The 21,768-nt window shown below is 59.6% G+C and carries 18 protein-coding genes and 1 pseudogene; 14 read left to right on the top strand and 5 right to left on the bottom strand.

Annotation, left to right across the window (positions count from 1 at the left end; genetic code table 11):
- Positions 1–155: 155 nt before the first annotated feature.
- Entirely contained in the window at positions 156–848 is a 693-nt protein-coding gene (locus ACKXF7_RS12875) for an alpha/beta hydrolase (protein ID WP_423741522.1), read from the top strand.
- 308 nt (positions 849–1,156) lie between these two features.
- Here ACKXF7_RS12875 and ACKXF7_RS12870 read toward each other — a convergent pair whose 3' ends face one another.
- The gene (locus ACKXF7_RS12870; RefSeq protein WP_423741521.1) at positions 1,157–2,884 is read right to left on the bottom strand and encodes a carbon starvation CstA family protein; all 1,728 of its coding nucleotides are present in this window, start codon (positions 2,882–2,884) and stop codon (positions 1,157–1,159) included.
- Positions 2,885–3,576: 692 nt separating this feature from the next.
- On the opposite strand from ACKXF7_RS12870, the gene ACKXF7_RS12865 reads away from it, so the two are divergent.
- From ACKXF7_RS12865 to hslO, 12 genes and pseudogenes are all read left to right on the top strand, one after another.
- Positions 3,577–3,894, top strand: coding sequence for a YerC/YecD family TrpR-related protein (locus ACKXF7_RS12865; RefSeq protein WP_249238594.1), 318 nt, complete (start codon positions 3,577–3,579; stop codon positions 3,892–3,894).
- Positions 3,895–3,968: 74 nt separating this feature from the next.
- A complete protein-coding gene (locus ACKXF7_RS12860) occupies positions 3,969–4,292 on the top strand; it encodes a hypothetical protein (protein WP_005940334.1) in 324 nt (107 codons plus the stop codon).
- A 152-nt stretch (positions 4,293–4,444) separates the two neighbouring features.
- Positions 4,445–5,089 (top strand): HAD-IA family hydrolase, encoded by a 645-nt coding sequence (locus ACKXF7_RS12855; protein WP_423741520.1) that lies wholly within the window; start codon positions 4,445–4,447, stop codon positions 5,087–5,089.
- A gap of 121 nt (positions 5,090–5,210) precedes the next feature.
- Positions 5,211–7,082 carry an SGNH/GDSL hydrolase family protein gene (locus ACKXF7_RS12850; protein WP_423741519.1) on the top strand — a complete coding sequence of 624 codons (1,872 nt, stop codon included), beginning with the start codon at positions 5,211–5,213 and terminating at the stop codon, positions 7,080–7,082.
- A 56-nt stretch (positions 7,083–7,138) separates the two neighbouring features.
- Complete coding sequence (locus tag ACKXF7_RS12845) at positions 7,139–7,360, top strand: hypothetical protein (protein WP_249238597.1); 222 nt, start codon at positions 7,139–7,141, stop codon at positions 7,358–7,360.
- A 146-nt stretch (positions 7,361–7,506) separates the two neighbouring features.
- Entirely contained in the window at positions 7,507–8,247 is a 741-nt protein-coding gene (locus ACKXF7_RS12840; RefSeq protein WP_423741518.1) for a YjjG family noncanonical pyrimidine nucleotidase, read from the top strand.
- A 34-nt stretch (positions 8,248–8,281) separates the two neighbouring features.
- A complete protein-coding gene (locus ACKXF7_RS12835; RefSeq protein ID WP_423741517.1) occupies positions 8,282–10,174 on the top strand; it encodes an ABC-F family ATP-binding cassette domain-containing protein in 1,893 nt (630 codons plus the stop codon).
- Positions 10,175–10,187: 13 nt separating this feature from the next.
- Positions 10,188–10,736 (top strand): Gx transporter family protein, encoded by a 549-nt coding sequence (locus tag ACKXF7_RS12830; RefSeq protein WP_423741516.1) that lies wholly within the window; start codon positions 10,188–10,190, stop codon positions 10,734–10,736.
- Between the two features lie 314 nt (positions 10,737–11,050).
- Positions 11,051–13,512 (top strand): annotated as a pseudogene (lon, locus tag ACKXF7_RS12825) (endopeptidase La).
- Positions 13,513–13,706: 194 nt separating this feature from the next.
- Complete coding sequence (gene yihA, locus ACKXF7_RS12820; protein ID WP_339394768.1) at positions 13,707–14,306, top strand: ribosome biogenesis GTP-binding protein YihA/YsxC; 600 nt, start codon at positions 13,707–13,709, stop codon at positions 14,304–14,306.
- Between the two features lie 3 nt (positions 14,307–14,309).
- Positions 14,310–15,059 (top strand): class I SAM-dependent DNA methyltransferase, encoded by a 750-nt coding sequence (locus ACKXF7_RS12815; RefSeq protein ID WP_423741515.1) that lies wholly within the window; start codon positions 14,310–14,312, stop codon positions 15,057–15,059.
- Between the two features lie 3 nt (positions 15,060–15,062).
- Entirely contained in the window at positions 15,063–15,956 is an 894-nt protein-coding gene (hslO, locus tag ACKXF7_RS12810) for an Hsp33 family molecular chaperone HslO (protein WP_423741514.1), read from the top strand.
- 52 nt (positions 15,957–16,008) lie between these two features.
- Here hslO and ACKXF7_RS12805 read toward each other — a convergent pair whose 3' ends face one another.
- Together ACKXF7_RS12805 and ACKXF7_RS12800 are read right to left on the bottom strand one after the other, a co-directional pair.
- Positions 16,009–17,151 carry a sporulation protein YqfD gene (locus ACKXF7_RS12805; RefSeq protein WP_423741513.1) on the bottom strand — a complete coding sequence of 381 codons (1,143 nt, stop codon included), beginning with the start codon at positions 17,149–17,151 and terminating at the stop codon, positions 16,009–16,011.
- An 11-nt stretch (positions 17,152–17,162) separates the two neighbouring features.
- The gene (locus ACKXF7_RS12800) at positions 17,163–17,447 is read right to left on the bottom strand and encodes a YabP/YqfC family sporulation protein (protein ID WP_423741512.1); all 285 of its coding nucleotides are present in this window, start codon (positions 17,445–17,447) and stop codon (positions 17,163–17,165) included.
- A 72-nt stretch (positions 17,448–17,519) separates the two neighbouring features.
- On the opposite strand from ACKXF7_RS12800, the gene ACKXF7_RS12795 reads away from it, so the two are divergent.
- A complete protein-coding gene (locus ACKXF7_RS12795; RefSeq protein WP_423741511.1) occupies positions 17,520–18,614 on the top strand; it encodes a hypothetical protein in 1,095 nt (364 codons plus the stop codon).
- 43 nt (positions 18,615–18,657) lie between these two features.
- Here the strand turns inward: ACKXF7_RS12795 and ACKXF7_RS12790 are convergent, their stop codons facing one another.
- Both ACKXF7_RS12790 and ACKXF7_RS12785 read right to left on the bottom strand, forming a co-directional pair.
- Positions 18,658–21,228 carry a heavy metal translocating P-type ATPase gene (locus ACKXF7_RS12790; RefSeq protein WP_423741510.1) on the bottom strand — a complete coding sequence of 857 codons (2,571 nt, stop codon included), beginning with the start codon at positions 21,226–21,228 and terminating at the stop codon, positions 18,658–18,660.
- Between the two features lie 43 nt (positions 21,229–21,271).
- A complete protein-coding gene (locus ACKXF7_RS12785) occupies positions 21,272–21,664 on the bottom strand; it encodes a metal-sensing transcriptional repressor (protein ID WP_423741509.1) in 393 nt (130 codons plus the stop codon).
- Between the last annotated feature and the right edge of the window lie 104 nt (positions 21,665–21,768).

Genomic DNA, 21,768 nt, shown 5'->3' with positions numbered 1-21,768 from the left:
CGTAACAGGGCGCTGCGGCTCCTTTTTTGTTTGTGTTTGCCGGGCGGATGTGCTATCATAGAGAAAACGGAAAGAAGGGAGGACGAAAAGCAATGCGCAGTGTAAACAAAACGTCTCTCCGAATGGAGAGCATGATCGGGTAAGGAGAATCCCTTATGAAAAAACAAACCATGACCATTGCGGGCGTCCCGGCTATCCTGTACGGCGATCGGAGCCGCAAGGTCTATCTCTATCTCCATGGTAAGAACGGCTGCAAGGAAGAGGCGGAACGTTTTGCCGCTACAGCCTGTGAAGCAGGCTGGCAGGTGCTGGCTATCGACCTGCCCGAGCATGGCGCACGGAAAAACAGTCCGGAGCAGCTACTGCCATGGGTGGTGGTTCCGGAACTGCAGGCTGTCTATGCCCGCATGAAGCCGGTGTGGGCGCATATCCGGCTGTATGGCGTGAGCATCGGCGCGTGGCTTGCCATGCAGGCGCTGCAGGCCGACGTCCCGGAAAAGACCCTGCTGGTCTCTCCGGTGGTGGATATGGAAGCTCTCATCACGAATATGATGCAATATGTCCATGTGACCGAGGAACAGTTGCGGCGGGCAGGGGAGATCCCCACGGATCTCGGTGAGACCCTCTCATGGCCGTATCTGTGCTGGGTGCGGGAACATCCGCTGCACTGGCATGGCCGCACGCAAGTGCTGTATGGTGACAGGGATGCCCTGACCAGCCGCACCATGATCGAGCGCTTCCGTCAGGAAAGCGGGGCGCATCTGACGATCATGGAGGGCGGGGAGCACTGGTTCCACACCCCGGTGCAGATGGCGGTCCTTCAAACGTGGGAAAAAGCGAACGTTTGATTTTTGATTTAGAATAGCCGCCGCGTGTGCTATGGCTATTTTTAGCGGAAAAATTATTTGTTATGAAAGAAGCCCGGAGAATCCGAAGATTCTCCGGGCTTCGCTTTTCACAAGAGGGGCCGCGATGATCCATGGCATTTACTGTCAAAATGCATTGTTTCGATGGAACTTTTCTGGTGAAAAAGTGTTTGGAGCGGCCCGCAGGACGCCACGAACACGAATCATATAAAATAAAAATGCCGCCGACGGCTTTTATTCCGTCAGCGGCATTTTGCCTATTCTGTTAAGCGATGCTCAAACCTGAGAGATCAGACCTTTGCCTCGCTGTTATGCTCAGCGTTTTTATAGGCCTTGAAGGAGTGGAACACGATGTTCAGGCCCAGAACGATCAGCAGCACGGCCAGGATCAGCTGCAGGCCGTTTGCAATGAACACAGCACCCCAAGTGGTCTCGCCAGCGGGGATGGTGACAGCAGCGGCATTGCTGATGGCCTTGACCATAGCGATCAGGCGCTGCACCAGAGCGGTGAAGGTGACGCACAGCATGATGACCAGCGGAGGGAAGATCATCTTGTTGCTGCGGCCGGTGACCTTCAGGAACACGCACAGAGTGGCCAGAACCAGAGCGCTCAGCAGCTGGTTTGCAGAACCGAACAGGGGCCAGATGTTGGCGTAGCCGATCTTGGTCAGCAGGAAGCCGAAAGCCAGAGTCAGGAAGGTGGAGAAGTACACGTTGCACAGCAGCTTGCGCCAGCCCTCAGTATGCTCCATGTCATCCACGCTGAACAGCTCCTGGAAGCTCATGCGGCCGATACGGGCCACAGCATCCAGACTGGTCAGAGCCAGTGCGGAAACGCACATGGTCATAAACACAGAGGCAAAGTGCTGGTCCAGGCCGAAGCCCACGAAGAAGCTGGCAACGCCACGGCTGAAGACCTGGAACGGAGTGCCGTCTGCGGGGGTGCCGTCTGCAGCAGCAGAAGCACCGGCAACACACAGAGCGATGACAGCCAGCAGGCTTTCCAGCACCATGGCACCGTAGCCGACCTTCAGCATATCCTTCTCATTGGTAACGGTCTTGGAGGAAGTGCCGGAAGACACCAGACTGTGGAAACCGGAAACAGCGCCGCAGGCAACCGTAACGAACAGGATGGGGAACATGGTGCCCAGCTTGGCGTTGGTAAAGCCGGTGAACACCGGCAAGTTCATGACGGGATGGTTGACGATCAGGCCCAGAACAGCGCCCACGATCATGGCCACAAACATAAAGGTGGTCATGTGGTCACGGGGCTGCTTCAGCAGCCACATGGGCAGGACAGCGGCAAAGAAGATGTACACAAAGGTGATGTAGCTCCATGCAGCCTTACCCAGAATGATGGGGAAGTTTGCACCCACCACAAAGGACAGCACGATGAATACGATGCTGATCACATTCTCTTTCCAGCCGGTGAAGTGCAGGTTCTTCTGCAGCAGGCCAAAGACCACGGCGAACACCATGAACATGATGGAGACCATGCCGGCAGCACCGTTGGTCTGGGCAGCCTCCACCAGAGCACCGTCAGCACCGTAGGCATTGAAGGTGCCGGCAACCATGTCGGCAAAGGCGGCAATCACAATGCCGCAGAACAGCCAGCAGAACAGCAGGAACAGCTTGCGGCCGGTCTTGCCGATGTACTTTTCGATCAGCATGCCCATGCTCTTGCCGTCATTCTTAACGGAAGCGTACAGAGCACCGAAGTCGGTGACGGCACCGAAGAAGATGCCGCCCAGCAGCACCCACAGCAGCACCGGCAGCCAGCCGAAAGCAGCGGCCTGGATCGCACCGGTGACAGGGCCTGCACCGGCAATGGAGCTGAACTGGTGTGCAAACACGGTCCAGCCGTCGGTGGGAACATAGTCCCGGCCGTCCTCATGGACAACTGCCGGGGTCTTGGCAGAGGGGTCGATGCCCCACTTGTTAGCCAGCCAGCGGCCGTAAAGCATATAAGCGCCAAACAGACACACGGCTGCGATCAATACGATGACCAGCGTATTCATTGTTTTTACCTCTTTCCTTTCTTGGCATCCGGCAAATGTCAGCGACATGGGGGCGGCAGGGTGTAAAAAAGGCCCCGTCCTCCCGGGTTCGTTCCATTTGGGACGAACCATCGAAGACGAAGGCCTTCACATACACTGCACATCGTGTATGGAATACTCCGCGGTACCACTTCGTTTGCTGCACAGGCAGCCACTCCCAGCGTACATACATACGCAGCCCCGTAACGTGGGCAAAACGGCCATACATTACTGCGGACGGGGTCGGCGTCCGGTTCACACAGGCTGCTCGCAGGGGAGAACGCTTTGCTCCTGACTACCGCCGTTGCATCAGATGGGCGGCTCTCTGGGAGAGGGTGCTGCAAAGAATCATGTCCTGTTCATCGCATTTGCCGAATGATTGTCCGTATTTTAGTGCGGAATTCACAAATTGTCAATATCTTTGGCACAAGTTCGGAGGATGCACTAATTCAGAAAAGCGTTCTGCAAAAATTTTTAGGTGATTTTTGTTCATGCGTGAAACAAAAAAAACTATACACATCCACGAATGAAAAGAGTTCACGCTCAGGGCTTGACTTTCACACTTTGATGTGCTAAAGTGATGATGCAAGAAAGAATCTGAATATTTCCGAAACATTTAAGATAGGGAACGCCCCAAAACCGGATAGTCCGCTGCGGCGGCAAGGAGAACATTTATGGCAGAAAAAAATTCCAGAAGAAACCAGACCACCGATGCACTGTTTGATGCGATCCTCAGCCTGAGAACACGGGAAGAATGCTACAATTTTTTTGAGGATCTGTGCACGGTAAAGGAGATCTCCGATATGGCGCAGCGGCTGGAAGCGGCCAAAATGCTGCTGGACGGCAGTACCTACGACCAGATCGTGAAGGCGGTGGAGATCAGCACGGCTACCATCAGCCGCATCAACCGCTGCATCCAGTACGGCTCCGGCGGCTACCGCGCGACCATTGAAAAGGTACGCGGCACCCAGAATCCACAAAAGCAGGAGTAACACCGGCACACCCGGCAGACATAGAATGGGGCGTACACCGCCCCTGATCGGATGAACGAAAGGAAGGTTTTATCATGTCTGCTGAAAACTGTATCGATACCACCCGCTGCCCCTGCCCCTGCCTGCCCAAGGTGACGCTGGAGCAGGCGGTCGTTGATCTGGTGGAGAGCATCGCGCTGCAGGAAAATGCCCTGAGCCACATCCTCTGTGCCGAAAGCCGGAAGATGGACGCCGCCATGAAACTGGACGGTCTGGACCTGTGCAAGCTGCTGGAAGTAAACGATTCGGCCACCAACATGGTGCACGCCGTGGCAAATCTGGAACTGGTGCTCAAGGATAAGCTGGAGTTCGTCTCCAACAACCTGTACTATCCGCCTGCGGATGCCGCAGCGAAGTAAGAAGATGCTGAAAGGCCTGTCCGGATGCCGGGCGGGCCTTTTCTCTGCTCGAATGCATAATTTTTGTAAAAACCATTTGTTGGAATTGCTGATAACGGGATTCTGTGCTATACTATAGGATGTATCACCATGAAAGTGAGGAAAGTTGAACATTGCTGAATTACGATGCGATCCTGTTCGATGTGGACGGAACCCTGATCGATTCTGCCCCGGGTATTATAAATACATTAAAAGAAGTCTTTGATAAGATGGGCGTGGACACCACGCACGTCAACCTGCGCCGTTATCTCGGGCCGCCGCTGCGCAAAAGCTTTGGCGAACATTTCACGGACCCGGTCCTCATTGAAAAGGCCACGAACCTTTACCGTGACAGCTACGCCGTCAAGGGCAGCCACGAGTGTGCCGCCTATCCGGGCGCAGCAGAGATGCTGCAGCGCCTGAAGGCTGCGGGCCTGATCCTGTGCACGGCTACCTCCAAGCCCACGCAGGTCGTTACGCCGATCCTGAAAGAAAAGGGTCTTGCAGATTATTTTGATTTTATCGGCGGCGCGTCCATGGACGAGAGCCGCGATACCAAGACCGATGTGGTGCGCTATGTACTTGCCCAGCCCATGATGCAGGGCAAGCGGGTGCTGATGGTGGGCGACCGTAACGACGATATGCGCGGCGCAGCAGACTGCGGTCTGGACGCTGCCGGTGCGCTGTACGGTTACGGCAGCAGGGAGGAGCTGGCCCCCTTCCACCCCGTGCTGCTGGCAGAAAGCTGTGCCGACCTTGCAGCGCAGATCCTGGACTGAAGTGGAAAAGCATAGACCCAGTGTTTACGCCGGAAAATAAGAAGCCGCTCCGGGAGCAGAAGGAACCGCGTAAACGGTACGATGCTCCGGAAAAACGGTTTTCAGGTGAATGGTGAGAGATATGAAAAAAACACAACCGGAAAAGCAATCACTTACCCCCATGCAGAAGCAGGCGGTGCTGGTGTGCGCGGTGTGCGCGCTGGCCGCTGTTTTGACCATCGGCATCACGCTGACCCTGCTCAAGCGCGGCAAGAACCCCTCCGCCCCGGTGGAGCAGCCCTCCAGCGAGGTTTTGGTGCCGGGTGAAGAGGATATCTCGGATCACTATCAGATCAACGAGACCTCCAGCGCCCTGCTGCCGGAGACCGCCGATGCGGGCGAGGACTATCAGAAAGAGACCCTGTTCATCGGTGATTCCAACACGGTGCGCCTGTATGCAAACGGCCTTGTCAGCCTGCAGCAGTTCTGCGCAAAAGAGGGCATTGGCACCCATGCCGCCCTGAACGAGGGCATCGTCACCTTTAAAAAGGACAACAACAGCTACACCATCGCGCAGGCAGTGGCCAAAATGAAGCCCCGCCGCGTGGTCATCATGCTGGGCACCAACGACAACGGTATGGCGGTGGAGGAGTTCATCAATAACTACACCGCGCTGGTGCAGGCCATTCAGGAAAGCTACCCCTATACCGACATCATCGTGAACACGGTGCCGCCGGTGCCTGCAAACCACGCAAACTATCCCAATATGGATCAGACCAAGATCGACGACTTCAACATGGCGCTGCTGTCCATGTGTGAGCAGATGGGCCTGAAGTTCCTCAATACGGCCGAGGTGCTGAAGGATGCCAACGGCTATGGCCGTGAGGACTACTATCAGAGTGGGGACATCCACCTGAAGCCCGCCGGCCTCAAGGCATTGCTGAGCTACCTGCGCACCCATGCTTACCAGACCGACGACCGCCGTCCGGATACCGCCAACATTCCCAAACGCGCAGAATACACGGCAAATCCCAGTTCTGCGGTGGCAGCACCCAGCAGCTCGGAGGCTGCAAGCTCTTCCGAAGGGCAGAGCGTGCTGTATCAGGCCGCCTATCGTGTGGATAAGAACGGCGGCGGCACCCTGTCCAGCGGCAGCGACAGCGGCAAGACGGCACTGACCTATGATGTGACCAGCACAGCTCAGTCTGTCAGCGTGACTGCCGTGCCGCAGGAGGGTCATGTGTTCGTCCGCTGGAGCGACGGCGTCACCCAGAAGACCCGCACAGACACCAATTTCAAGCAGAATGTGGATGTGACCGCCATGTTTGCACAGGCATCCATCAGCATCAGCAGCACCGGCAAGGCGGTTTTGGGCGATTACTACACCTTTACCGCAAAGCTGGGCGGTAAGCATCTCACTGCCGACAGCATCCGCTGGTACGCCAACGGTGCGGAAGTGCCTCAGGCTGCGGGCAAGACCACTGTGAAGGTGGAGATCAATCCTTCCATGCTCAATGCAACCTTCAAGGTCTATGCAGTGGCAAGCTACAACGGCTGCACCGTTGCCAGCAATACCGTGAACGTGACGGTCAGCGGCGTGAGCGCTGGCTCTGCCAGCTCTTCCAGCGGCAGCACCAGCAGCTCTGGCAGCTCTTCCGCTGCTTCGTCCGGAGCTTCCTCCGGATCTACATCCGCTTCCGACAGCACCTCGCACAGCACTTCCAGCAGCGAGAGCACGGCTCCCTCGGCAAGCACGTCCAGCTCCAACGGTGAGTCCAGCTCCTCCCACAGTACGAGCAGCAACACCTCTTCCGGCTCTTCTCATAGTACGGGCAGCAGCGCTTCTTCCAGCGAGAGCACCTCGTCCTCCCATAGCAGTTCTGCGACGGAGAGCAGCTCTCACACAGGCAGCAGTTCCGCGACGGAAAGTGGTTCTCGTACCGAGTCTTCGGAAGCAAACGCCAGCAAGGAAACTACCAACGAGCAGGCAGCACCCACGGACTCTGCGTCCTGAGGCTGTCACCCTGGCCTGCCGTGCCGCATAGGCTGGGCAGGAAGGGAGGCGTTTTGATGTACTACGAGGAGCCCCGCACCCCGGCTCTGCCGGGCGAAGAGAACGTGACCGACGGCAGTGTGGACGATTACGGCACCGATTGGGAAAATGTGGACAACGGCGCGCTGGAAGAGGAAATGGCAAAGTGCGCCGCCACCCCCTGCGATGCAAAAACCACCTGCCCGGATAACGACCCGGAGCAAACCGATGCACCGATGTACGAAATGATCTCAGAATAATATGAAGCTGTTTTTGCAGCCAGTGCAGAGGGCCTGACGATGAAAGCAGCTTCCGGAAGCCAGCTCTGCGGGGGCAGGGCTGGCTTCTCCCTGTTGTTGAGCGCATGGCATTTGAGGCCATGGCAGAAGGAAAAGAGGGAAGACATATGGCAAAATACTATTGCATCCTGTTCGATGCAGACAACACGCTGCTGAATTTTGACGCAGCAGAAAGCAAGGCACTGGCCGAAACGCTGGTGAACTACGGCATTGAGCCGGACGCTGAGACCGTGCAGACCTACCGCACCATCAACGAGGAGCTGTGGCGTCAGCTGGAAAAGGGCCAGATCAAGCGGGAAAAGCTCATGGCAGAGCGGTTCACCCGCTTCCTCAAGGCCGTTGATGCCGCCGGTGACGGAGCCGAGATGAACCGCTTCTATCTGGAGCAGCTCTCCACCCATCCGGACCTGATGGGGCCGGAAGTGCTGGACGTGCTGCGGGAGCTCTCCGAGGTGGCGACGCTGGCCGTTGTGACCAACGGCTTCCAGAAGGTGCAGACCCGCCGTCTGGCAGAAAGCGGCATCCTGAACTTTATGGAGGATGTATTCGTTTCCGAGAAGATGGACGCCGAAAAACCCAACCGGAAGATCTTTGATGCAGCCCTGCGCGCCCTTGGCGTGGAGAACCGGGAGCATGTGCTGATGGTGGGCGACGGTCTGAGCAGCGACATTCAGGGCGGCGCGAATGCAGGTTTGGACACCTGCTGGTATAATCCCAATCACGCTGAAAATCCCGGCAAGGTGGTGCCCACCTACGAGATCGCAGACCTGAAGGAGCTGTATCCTCTGGTGATGGAGCAGGAAGAGCTGGCCAATGTGGGCCTGAAAAACCGCCGCCACCAGTGCTGACCCAACAAGTGGATAGAGAACGGATCATAAAACTATGCTGATACATTTGGAAAAACTAGGCAAAAGCTTTGGCGAAAAGATCGTCCTGCATGATGTGACCGCCAGCGTCGAGCGGGAGGACCGCATTGGCATCGTGGGCCAGAACGGCGCGGGCAAGACCACCCTGCTCAAGATCCTTACCGGCGAATATCAGGACTACGACGGGGAATTCAGCGTGACCCACGGCGTGACGCTGGGCTATCTGGAACAGAACGCAAAGCTGGATGCCACGCTGGATATCTACGGCGAAATGCGCTCCACCTTTGCCCCTGTGCTGGATGCCATGGCCCAGATGCAGGTGCTGGAACGCCGGATGGCTGCAAACCCGGAGGACGCATCCCTGCTGGCCCAGCACGACCAGCTGCAGAACATCGTGGATGCCGCCGACGGCTACAACATGGATGTGAACATCAAAAAGGTGCTGTCCGGCATGGGCTTTCCGCAGGATACATGGCAGAAGAACATTGCGGTGCTCTCCGGCGGCGAGCTGACGAGACTGCGGCTGGCCAAGCTGCTTTTGAAAAAGCCGGATGTGCTCATTCTGGATGAGCCCACCAACCATCTGGACTTTGCCACCATGGAATGGCTGGAAAACTACCTCAAGAGCTATTCCGGCGCGGTGCTGGTGGTCAGCCATGACCGCTATTTTCTGGATAACGTGTGTACAAAGATCTGGGAAGTCTCGTTCCAGACCATGACCACCTACAAGGGCAACTTCTCGACCTACCTGCCTCAGAAGGAAGCTGCCGATGCCCTGCGCCAGAAGCAGCACGATGCGGACGTGGCGCTGGCCGAAAAGCTGCAGGACTACGTGGACCGCAACCTTGTGCGCGCCTCCACCACCAAAATGGCCCAGAGCCGCCGCAAGCAGCTGGAAAAGCTGGAGATCACCGAAGCCCCCAAGGACGAGACCAACCAGCTCAAGTTCCGGTTTGAATATGACGTAGAACCGTGGAATGAGCTGGTGCTGCTCAAGAACCTGACCATCCGGATCGGGGAGCGCACACTGCTGGAGCCCTTCACCTACACGGTGTGCCGCGGCCAGAGACTGGTGATCGCAGGCCCCAACGGCGCAGGCAAATCCACCCTGATGCAGGTGCTGGACGGCAAGCGCCGCCCTTCCGGCGGCATGGTGCGGCTGGGCACCGGTGCACGGCCCAGCATTTTTGCTCAGCAGCAGAACCGTCTGGGTCAGGGCCGGGTCATCGATGTGATTTGGAACAAGTATCCCCGCATGACCGAGCTGGAAGTGCGCAACCATCTGGCAAAGCTGGGCTTCCGGGGGGAGACGGTGTTCAAGCCCTGCGAGGCGCTTTCCGGCGGCGAGCTGGCACGCCTGCGCTTTGCGGAGATCGTGCTGGAACGGCCCAATCTGCTGTTTCTGGACGAGCCCACCAACCATTTGGACATTTACACCCGCGAAAATCTTACCGAGGCCCTCATGGCCTACACCGGCACGCTGCTGCTGGTCACCCATGACCGCCACCTGATGAACAGTCTGGCCTGTCCTATCCTCTACCTTGAGGACGGCAAGGCCACCATCTACCCCAGCTACGACGCCCTGATGGGCCGCAACGCCCCGGCTCCTGCCGTGCAGAAGCCCGCCGAGCCCGCTAAGATCGGTTATGGCAAGGAACAGCGCCGCCGCCGCGCCGAGCTGCGGGCCAAGATCAAAGCCTGTGAGGATGAGATGGAGGCCTGCGGTGCCCGCGAGGTGGAACTGGACAACGAGATCAACTCGCCCGAGGTGTACAACGACCCCGACCTGCTGCGCCAGAAGAGCGATGAGCTGAGCGACCTGCGCTTCCATCAGGAGGAGCTGTTTGCCGCATGGGAAGCTGCCATGGAAGAGCAGGAAAGCTACGAGCAGAGCCAGACCGAAGAATAAAGGAGGGGACAGAATGCCAGGGAATCGACGCAGCTATGAAAAAACACGGCACATTGCGCTTTCCGGCCTGCTGTTTGCGCTGGCCATGGCGCTGTCTTTTATTGAGGGCACACTCACCATTCCGGGCCTGATGCCGGGCATGAAGCTGGGCCTTGCCAACATCGTAGTGATGTACGCGCTGTTTTTCATGGGGCCAAAGCAGGCACTGGTGCTGGATGTGCTCAAGGCGCTGTTCGTGTTTCTGGTGTCCGGCTTCACGGCGGGCTTCCTCTCGCTGTGCGGCGGCCTTTTGTCCCTGCTGGTGATGTGGGTGCTCTACTATCTGCTGCCGGTGCGGCCCACATGGTTCATCCTGTCCGTATGCGGCGCACTGGCCCACAACATCGGCCAGCTGCTGGGTGCAGGTGTGATCATTTCGTCCTCGCTGTCCTTCTACTATGCGCCGGTCATGCTGGTGCTGGGCCTTGTGATGGGCGCACTGACCTCCATCACCCTCAGGGCCCTGCTGCCCGCTCTGGGCAAAATGGGCTTTTCCACGCAGGAAAAACGGAAGGAAGATTAAAGAATTCTTTGTTTTTAACGGCTTCGCCCTCTCCGTCACGGCTTACGCCGTGCCACCTCTCCCAAAGTGAGAGGCCTTGGCAGTACGGTAAACTTTCCGGTTTTGCCAAAGGCTCCCCCTTTGGGGGAGCTGGCGAACGGAGTGAGACTGAGAGGGCAAGGATGCTGACGAAAAAACCAACGCCCGGCCCGGCACAGTTGCATTTTGGCCGGAAATCAGTATAATAAGGAAACAACATACTTTATAGATAGGAACTCTTGCATACGGCGCTGCCGCCGTGGGAAAGTACGCGGCAGCCGGGAGGTGTTTGCACAATGAGTGAAAAAGTTACCATCAAGGTGGAGCGCAAAACGCTGCATCTGCCCACCATCGCCCTGCGGGGTCTGGTGGTATTCCCCAACAATCTTGTCCACTTTGAGGTGGGCCGCGAAAAAAGCATTGCCGCCGTGGAGTGGGCAATGGCAAATAATTCCAACGTTTTTCTGGTGGCGCAGAAGTCCATGGATACCACGGACCCCGCTCAGGCCGACCTGTTTGCCTACGGCGTGGTGGCCGAGGTGAAGCAGGTGCTGCGGGTCTCCGAGGACCTTGTAAAGGTTCTGGTGGAGGGTAAGTACCGTGCAAAGCTCACGGAGCTGGATGCCAGCGGTGATTTTCTGCTTTCGGAAGTGCGCCCGGCCCCGGTGCGCCCCGGCAAGCCCGAGGAAGCCGTGGAGACCGAAGCGCTGCTGCGCGCCCTCAAGACCGGGTTTGACGAGTATCTCGGCATGAACCCGCGCCTTGGCAAGGACGTGGTGTTTGCCATCGTTTCCAGCGACGACCCTGCCTTCCTCAGCGAGTATATGCCCGCGAACCTGCTGTTCCGCTACGAGGACAAGCAGGCTGTCATGGATGAAGGCACCCTGAACGGGCGGCTGAAAAAGCTGGTTGAGATGCTGCGCCGCGAGTGTCAGGTGATGAAAATTGAAAAGGAGATCGCGGAAAAGGTCAACGAGTCCATGGACAAGAACCAGCGCGATTATTACCTGCACGAACAGCTGCATATCATCAGCGATGAACTGGGCGAGGGCGACGACACCCACGCTGAGGCCGACGAGTACCGTCGCAGGATCACGGAACTGCACCTTGCGGAGGACAGCGAGAAAAAGCTGCTCAAGGAGGTAGATCGTCTTTCCAAGATGCAGGGCTCCAATCAGGAGGCAACGGTCATCCGCACCTATCTGGACACCTGTCTGGACCTGCCGTGGAACACTTTCACGGTGGATGATCTTGATATCGGCCGTGCACAGCAGATCCTGGACCGTGACCACTATGGCCTGAAAAAGGTGAAGGACCGCATTCTGGAAACGCTGGCCGTGCGCAAGCTGGCACCGGACGTCAAAGCCCAGATCATCTGTCTGGTGGGCCCTCCGGGCGTTGGCAAAACCAGTATTGCACGCTCCATCGCCGAAAGCCTTGGCCGCAAGTATGTGCGCATCAGTCTGGGCGGCGTGCGGGATGAAGCTGAGAATCCGCGGCCACCGCCGCACCTACATCGGTGCCATGCCCGGCAAGATCATCAATGCCATGATCACCGCCAAGAGCGCGAACCCTCTGATGCTGCTGGACGAGATCGACAAGCTGGCAGGCGACTTCCGGGGAGACCCGGCCGCAGCCCTGCTGGAAGCGCTGGACCCGGAGCAGAACAGCACCTTCAACGACCATTTCATCGATATCCCGTTTGATCTGAGCCATGTATTCTTCATTACCACGGCCAACGATCTGGGCAGCATCCCCGGCCCCCTGCGTGACCGCATGGACGTCATCGAACTGCCCAGCTATACCCGTGTGGAGAAATATAACATTGCCCGCAAGCATCTGCTGCCCAAGCAGCTCAAGGCCTGCGGCCTGACCGGCAAGGTCACCCTGAGCCAGAGCGCGCTCTACGGCATCATCGACGGCTACACCCGCGAGGCCGGTGTGCGCAATCTGGAACGCACCATCACCAGCGTGCTGCGCAAGTGCGCCCGCAAGATCGCCTCCGGTGAGGTGGAGAGCGTGTCTGTCACCGGCACCATGCTGGAAGATCTGCTGGGCCCCCGCTTCGTCAAGCCCGAATTCCTCAACCGTACCAACATGGTGGGCGTTGCCAACGGTCTGGCATGGACCAGCGTGGGCGGCGAGACCCTGCCCATTGAGGTGCAGGTCATTCCGGAGGGCAGCGGCAAGATCACCGTCACCGGTTCGCTGGGCGACGTGATGAAGGAGAGCGCCCAGCTGGCCGTTACGTGGGTGCGGGTGCACGCCGCCGAGTACGGCATCGACCCGGAAAAGCTCAAGAAATGTGAATCTGCACATCCATGCCCCCGAGGGCGCAGTGCCCAAGGATGGCCCCAGTGCAGGCGTCACCCTGACCACGGCACTGGTATCCTGCCTGTCCGGCATCCCGGTGCGCGGCGATGTTGCCATGACCGGCGAGATCACCCTGCACGGCAATGTGCTGCCCATCGGCGGCCTGCGGGAAAAGAGCATGGCGGCCTACCGCGAGGGCATGAAGACCGTGCTCATCCCCAAGGACAACGAGCCCGACCTCTACGATGTGGACGATGAGGTGAAGAAGAGCCTTACCTTCCTGCCCATGCAGAGCCTGACGCAGGTGCTGAACGCAGCCCTGCTCAAGCCCCAGAACGCAAAGAAGGCCAAGGCTCCCAGCCGCACCCATGCAAAGAAAAAGGCGGCAGACGCCGCCATTGTGCCGCCCACCGCAGAAAAGCCCCAGCCCGGCGCGGTGTGCTGAGAATAGGGCAGGCCGGCAGATAGCTTTCTCCGCGAACAGCCCGGGACTCCAGTCCCGCCCCAACGCTTGCGCGCCGGGGCCCCACCCCCAGGACATTCGCTGGAGAAACTATCTGCCGTCCCGCCGGACAAGCTGCATCTGACCGGGGCTGCCGACATACAGTCCCTTGAACGCAGAACAGAAAGGAAAGCTCCATGAATTACAACAAAGCTGATTTCATTGCCAGCTACGGCATTTCCAGCCAGCTGCCCGAGAGCGACCGCCCGGAACTGAGCTTTTCGGGGCGGTCCAATGTGGGCAAATCCAGCCTGATCAATAAGCTGTGTAGCCGCAAAAACCTCGCCCGCGTGTCCAGCACGCCGGGCAAAACGGCCACCATCAATTTCTATTCGGTGGACGACTGCTATTTTGTGGATCTGCCCGGCTACGGCTATGCCAAGGTGAGCAACGCCGACCGTGAGCGCTGGGACGACCTCATCAACAGCTATTTTGAGGCCCCGCGCCACCACACCCTGTTGGTGCAGCTGCTGGACTGCCGCCATGCACCCAGCGCTGACGATGAGCAGATGCTGCGCTACCTGCACTATCACCAGATTCCCTATGTGGTGGCCCTGACCAAGGCTGATAAGCTCAAAAAGAGCCAGCTGGCCAAGACGCAGGAGGACTTTGAAAACCTCTGCCGCCCCTATGGCTGCCAGAAGGTGGTGCTGACCAGCGGCGAGAACGGCTACGGCATCCCGGAGCTGCAGGCGGTGCTCAATGCCGCTGTGGCCGGGGAACAGGAAGCGGAGTAAACCATGGCCTACAACGAATTTGCCTATTTCTACGATGAATTCAACGGCGAGGCCGATTATGACGCGCTGTATGCGCACATCCGTGCCGAACTGCAAGCCCATGGCATCCAGGACGGCATTCTGGCCGACCTTGGCTGCGGCACCGGTGAGCTGACGTTGATGCTCACGCAGGCAGGCTATGATATGATCGGCATTGACCAGTCCGAGGAAATGCTCTGCGTTGTGCGGGACAAGGCCGAACAGCTGGGCCTTTCCGGCAGACTGCTGCTTTTGCGGCAGGATCTGCTCAAGCTGGACCTGTACGGCACCATCCGGGGCGCAGTGTCAACCTTTGACACCTTCAACCACATCCCGGATCTGGACACGGCCATTGCCAACGCAGGCTTCTTTATGGAAAAAGGCGGCGTGTTCCTCTTTGATATGAACACGCCCTACAAGCACCGGAACGTGCTGGGCGACAACGAATTCACCTTTGAGGAAGAGGATGCCGCCTGTGTGTGGCGCAACCACTACGATGCCATGAACCGCCGTGTGGAGATCACCGTGGACATCGACTACCACGAGACCGGCGAGCACTTCCACGAGCAGTTCTACGAGTACACCTACGACCTTGACACCATCCGCACCGCGCTGGAAAAGCACGGCTTTGCGCTGGAAAGCGTCTGCGACGGCGAGACCTTCGGCCCGCTGACCGAGGACAGCCAGCGCTATTTCTTCTGCGCAGTCAAGCAGTATACACAATTGGAGGAATAACCTATGGCAAATCTGATCCGCGGCCTGTCGGAGAACGGCGGCGTCGTGTTCTGCGGCGTGGATTCCACCCAGATCGTCCGCAAGGCCGAAAAGCTGCACACCACCAGCGCCACCTGCAGCGCGGCACTGGGCCGTCTGCTCACCGGCGCAGCCCTGATGGGCTCCATGCTCAAGGACGACCGCGACAAGATCACCCTGCGTGTGTCCGGCGGCGGCCCCGCCGGCGTGGTCATTGCCTGCACCGACGGTACCGGCAACGTGAAAGGCTGCATCGATAACCCGCTGGTGGAGCTGCCTGCAAAGCCGAACGGCCATCTGGATGTGGGCGGCGCTGTGGGCAAAGACGGTGTGCTCACCGTCATCCGGGACAACAGCCTGCAAAAGGAGCCTACCGTGGGTCAGGTGCCGCTGGTCTCCGGCGAGATCGCCGAGGACCTGACCGCCTACTACGCCTACAGCGAGCAGGTGCCCACCGTCATGGCACTGGGCGTGCTGGTGGACAAGGACCTGTCCATCCTGTGCGCAGGCGGCTTTATGGTGCAGCTGCTGCCCGGTGCCACTGATGCAGAGATCGATCAGCTGGAAAAAAATATCGCAGCCATGCCTTCCGTCACCACCATGCTGCACGAGGGCAAGACCCCCGAGGATATGATGCAGCTGGCACTGGCGGGTTTTGAACCCAACGTGTTGGACGAGCGCGATGTGCACTACCAGTGCGACTGCAGTGCGGAACGCACAAAGGAAATGCTGTTCAGCCTTGGCCGCAAGGAGCTGGTGAAAATGCGTGACGAGGACCCGAACTGTGAGGTGGTGTGCCACTTCTGTCACAGCAAGTACCAGTACGACCTGAACGACCTGATCGCGGAGTATGACGCGCAGGCAGCGGAAAACAAATAAGACGCAAAATACAAAAGGGCTTTCCCGGAAATGGGAAGGCCCTTTTTGCATCTCACCCGCAGATATCCGCAACGATCGTATACGTCACGGTGTAATTCAGCCTGCCGTCGTTCACAGTGCAGTCCTCTTTGCGGGCAATGCACTCCGCATCCGGCCATGCGGCGTACAAAGCCTGCAGGCTCTGCAGCCGGGCCAGTGCCGCCGCCTGCTCCCCGGTGTGGCAGAGCGTTTCCGGCTGCTGCCCGTACCGGCAGGTCTCCTGGATGGAGCAGGGGAGCGCAAGGCCAAGCAAAGGCAGCTCCGGCTGATAATGCCGGGTGGTGAAAACGGCGTTCTCCGGCGCAGACGCGGCAGGCAGGGCAAATACCTGCCCGAACACCAAAAGCTCTATGCTGCGGGTACAGGCTCCGGTGTACTGAAAGATATTCTCTTTCAGCGGCACGGTGCGGGTGTCGTTCCATTCAAACTGCGCAAGCACCGTCCCGGCGGCGGGGGCAAAGATCAGCGTACCGTCGCGCTCACTGCGCGCCGTGCCAATGAGGCCCTGCCCGGCTTCCACCTGCTGCCCGGGCACCACCAGCATGGTGCCGCTGACAAGGTTCGTGCGCACCACAGTGCCGCTGCATCGGGCCCGGATGCCGTGCAGCGTTCCGGCGGCAATGTCGGGCTTGGGCTTTGCGGCGGCAGCTTCTACTTCCAGCCGTCCTTTGGCAAAATTCAGGCTGGCCCATGAGAACTCACCACTGTGCAGCAGGGCGTATTCCCCGGCGGCGAGCTTTGCTTCGGTCACGGCAGAGCCGGGCTGCAGGCCCGCCTCTCGCAGGATGGCAGACGCCCGCGCAGCCTGTCCGGCGGTGAGGGTGGAGACGTCAGCAAACCAGACGAACTGCTGCGTCCAGAACAAAAGCGGCAGGAACACCGCCAGCCCGGCCCAGAGCCCGGCCCGGCGCAGCAACGGGCGCACCCGGAAGTACAGCCCCTGCTTTTTGCGCACCCGCAGCCGTACCCGGTATCTGCGGGCCAGAGCAGCAAGGCGCGGATACTGCCGGGCGGCACAGTGGCCGCAGAAGCCCCCGGGCAGAGCCGTCACGCCGTAGAGATGCAGCCCGGCCCGGGCGGCAGCGGTGAGCAGGGCCTCGGTGCTGCCGCTGCGTGCAGTGAACTCCACTGCGGCCCAAAGCCTTACCGGTTCCATGGGGGCACCTCCTATTCATCTGCGAAGTCCGTCCGCAGAAAGCGGCCCCGCAGGGTCAGGCGGGTGGCGGTGAGGGTGATGATCTTCAGCTCATCGCCGTGAACGGTGAAACGGCCATGGGGCATCTGCAGGCAAAGGCAGTCCGGGCTGTAAGTCAGGATGCACCGGAAATGCTCGATCTCCATCTGTCCGCCGCTCAGGTAGACGGCGGGTGTGCGGTAAAACCCCTTGGGCGGCTGACAGAACAGTGCTGCAAGCCAGCGGTGCGGTGGCTGCGTTTTGTGCTTGGCCCACATGCCACTCCCTCCCATCCCGCAGTTCTGCCCGCGGCGCGCTGCTACATATATATGGATGCGGAGGGCTTGCTTATGAATCGAACCCACAAATTCCGGCAGGGAATGCTGCTGGCGCTGGCAATGTTCACGGCAGTTTTGGTGTTTGCCGCACCGCAGCGCTGCGCGGATGCCCTGCATGCAGGCCTTGTGCTCTGCGGCGGGCCGCTGCTGGTATCGCTGTTTCCATTCCTCATCGTTTCGGCGCTGCTCATGGGCTGCGGGGCCGGGCCGCTGCTGGGCTTTGCGTTCCAGCCGGCAGCCCGGGTCATTGGGGTGCGGGCAAAGGCCGCAGGCAGTGTGCTGCTCATAGGCTTTCTGGGCGGGTTTGCACCGGCAGCGGCCGCGGCGGCACAGGCGGTGCGCACCGGTCAGCTGACGCCCCGGCAGACGTCGGCGCTGCTGCCCGCCTGTGTGTGCAGCGGGCCATCCTTTGTCATTCTCACGGTAGGGGAGCAGATGCTGGGCAGCCGGGCGCTGGGGGTGCGGTTGTTTGCGGCCCAGCTGCTGGCGGGGTATCTTACGGCTGCGCTGCTCTGCCGGATGCAGGGCGGCGCCGGGCAGTGCCTGCCCGCAAAGGCAGAGGATATCCCGCTGCCCACTCTGGATGCCGTGGTGGCGCAGGCAGCGGTCACGTACCTGAAACTGTGCGGTTTTGTGCTGTATTTCCGGCTGCTGGCGGCGGGAGCGGAGACTTTGCTGCCAAAACCGTGGTCGGTGCTGCCCGCGATGCTGCTGGAGGTTTGCTCCGGCTGTGACTGCGCATCCCACACCGGACTGTGGGCCAGCACCCTTTGCTGTGCGGCCCTCAGCATGCAGGGAGCTTCGGTGCTTTTGCAGGTGCGTACCATCTGCCCGCCGGAGATGTCACTGGGGCCATTGCTGGCCGCGCGGGTGCTGCATCTGCCCCTGTCACTGGCACTGTTCTGGCTGGTGGTGCCGGGCACAGAACAGGCTGTGCAGGCGTTCAGCACCCTGTCCGGGCGGGTGGCGGTCATGCACCGCGTGCCGCTGGACTGCGCGCTGCTGGCCTTTGCCGTGTGCTGCATTGCTGTGGCAGAGCTGCAGAAGAGGTGCAGCGGACAGTGCGGGGCGCTCCATGACCAACACAAAAAGACCGCTGCACGTTGATGTTCCGTGCAGCGGTCTTTCGCTTGCGGTCAGGCTGTTTGGGTCACTGGATGTCGGTTACGGGATAGTCCTGATCCTCAACGGCCTTTTTCAGCACGTCATCGGCGACATCGGCGTTCAGGGTGACGATGGCGGTGCCGGTCTCGTGGCTCACCACGGCCTCAGTCACTTCGGGCAGGGCTTCCAGAGCCTTCTTTACGCGAGCCTCGCAGTGGCCGCACATCATGCCTTCAACTTTCAGGGTCTTTTTCATAGCAGTGTCCTCCTTGATGGAACTCTCTTTATTCTCATCCACTGCGGGCTGCGTGAGGGCAGCAGGCAGGGAAGCGGCGTTTTTGGGTGCACGGTCGTGCTTGGTGCTGTGCACATCGAACAGATTCAGACGCAGGGCATTGCTCACCACGCAGAAGCTGGAAAGGCTCATGGCGGCGGCACCGAACATCGGGTTCAGGGTCAGGCCGAAGGGGATGAACACACCGGCTGCCAGCGGGATGCCGATGATGTTGTAGATGAAGGCCCAGAACAGATTTTCGTGGATGTTGCGCAGGGCAGCGCGGCTCAGGCGGATGGCAGCAGGTACGTCCGAAAGACGGGAGTTCATCAGCACCACGTCTGCCGCGTCGATGGCAACATCGGTGCCTGCGCCGATGGCAATGCCGGTGTCGGCGCGGGTCAGAGCCGGGGCGTCGTTGATGCCATCGCCCACCATCGTCACCTTGCCGTAGGTCTGCAGCTGGCGGATGACCGCTTCCTTGCCGTCAGGCAGCACGCCTGCAATGACCTCGTCCACACCTGCCTGCCTGCCGATGGCGTCGGCAGTGCGCTGGTTGTCGCCGGTGAGCATCACCACGCGGATGCCCATGGCCTGCAGCTCCCGGATGGCGCGGGGACTGTCCTCCTTGATGGTATCGGCCACTGCAATGATGCCCAGCAGACGGCCCGCCCCGCCGAAGAACAGGGGCGTCTTGCCCTGTGCGGAGAGGGCTGCGGCCTTCTCCTGCAGCTGTGCAGGCACGGTGACTTTGGTACCAATAAAGGACGCGCTTCCGCCAAAGATCTCCACGCCGTCCAGCTTTGCAGCCAGACCGTTGCCCGGCAGTGCAGTAAAGTCGGATACCTCGGGGGCGGCGAGCTTCTGCTCGTCGGTGCAGGCCAGCACGGCCTTGGCCAGCGGGTGCTCGCTCTTGCGTTCCAGTGCGGCGGCAAGGGTGAGCAGCTCGGTCTCGGAAACGCCCTCAGCGGGCAAAATGTCGGTGACCTTGGGCTCACCGCTGGTGATGGTGCCGGTTTTGTCCAGAGCCACGATCTGGGTGCGGCCTGCAGCTTCCAGCGAAGCAGCGGTCTTGAACAGGATACCATTTTTGGCACCCAGCCCGTTGCCTACCATGATGGCAACGGGCGTAGCCAGACCCAGCGCACAGGGACAGCTGATGACCAGCACGGAAATGCCGCGGGCCAGTGCATAGCCCAGCTCACGGCCCAGCAGCAGCCACACGATGGTGGTGATCACAGCAATGGAAATGACCGCAGGCACGAAGAAACCGGACACGGTGTCGGCGATCTTTGCAATGGGGGCCTTGGTGGCAGCGGCATCGCTGACCATCTTGATGATCTGGGACAGGGTGGTGTCCTCGCCCACGCGGGTGGCCTGACACCGGAGGAAGCCGGACTGGTTGGTGGTGGCGGCGCTTACCTTATCGCCCTCGGCCTTGTCCACGGGGATGCTCTCGCCGGTCAGGGCGCTCTCATTCACGGCGCTGCTGCCTTCCAGCACAATGCCGTCCACGGGCACATTCTCGCCCGGGCGCACCACAAAGATGTCTCCCTTCTGCACCTGCTCGATGAGCACCGTCACTTCGGCACCGTCCCGCAGCAGGTTGGCGGTCTTGGGGGCCAGCTTCATCAGGCTCTTGAGGGCATCGGTGGTCTTGCCCTTGGAACGGGCTTCCAGCATTTTGCCCACCGTGATGAGGGTCAAAATCATGGCAGCCGACTCGAAGTAGAACTCCATCATATAGTGCATGACCAGCTCATTGTTGCCGTCCACCTGAGCGCGGGTCATGGCGAACAGGGCGTAGGTGCTCCACACAAAGCTTGCCATGGAGCCCATAGCCACCAGCGTATCCATGTTGGGAGCGCCGTGAAGTAGCCCTTTGAAGCCGCTGATGAAGAATTTCTGGTTGATGACCATTACGATGCCTGCCAGCAGGAGCTGCACAAGGCCCATGGCAATGTGGTTGCCATCAAACCAGTGGGGCAGGGGCCAGCCCCACATCATGTGCCCCATGGAAAAGTACATCAGCACCAGCAGAAAGCCCAGTGATGCAATCAGGCGGCGCTTGAGCTTAGGGGTCTCGTGGTCGGTCAGGGCGTCAAGGTCGGCACTGGTGCCGGGCGCAGCCGAAGCCGTCCCCGCCTTTTTGGGGCTGGCACCGTAGCCTGCATCCTGCACGGCCCGGATGATGGCGGCATCGGATGCTGTGCCCTCCACACCCATGGAGTTGGTCAGCAGGCTCACCGAGCAGCTGGTGACGCCGGGCACCTTCTTCACGGCCTTTTCCACCCGGGCAGAGCAGGCCGCGCAGCTCATGCCGGTAACATTGAATTGTTCCATAAAATCTCACTCCTGCGTTCAGTATGCATGTAAAAGGAGCTTTTTATTTCATGAGCTTTGGCAGAAGCTTTATCAGTTCGTCCAGCTTTTCCTCGCTGCCCGCGCGCAGGTCGTCAGCGACGCAGGTGGAGATGTGCTGCGCCAGCAGCTCTTTGGAAAAGCTGTTCAGCGCGGAGTTTGCTGCTGCCACCTGCACAAGGATGTCCACACAGTAGACGTCTTTTTCCAGCATCCCGCGGATGCCGCGCACCTGACCCTCGATACGGCTGAGCCGGTTCAGCAGGGCCTTGTGCTCCTCAGGGGTGCGGTCTTTGTGGCGGCAGCAGGCTGCACCTTCGGTGTCGGCTGCGGCGGGACAGCAGCTTTCGGCAGCTGCCTCGGGGGCCGGCTGGGCGGGCGTGCCGCAACAGCAGCAGGATTTTTTTTCGTTATCCATAAAAATCTCCTTTACCCTAATGGGGTATATAGCTTACAATGTGAGTATAGCACGGCATATCCGATAAATCAAGTAGGGATTTGAAATTTTCACAAATAGGGTAG

Source organism: Faecalibacterium sp. 7, assembly GCF_049562865.1.
Taxonomy (GTDB): domain Bacteria; phylum Bacillota; class Clostridia; order Oscillospirales; family Ruminococcaceae; genus Faecalibacterium; species Faecalibacterium wellingii.
This window is presented reverse-complemented; position numbering and strand designations above follow the sequence as displayed.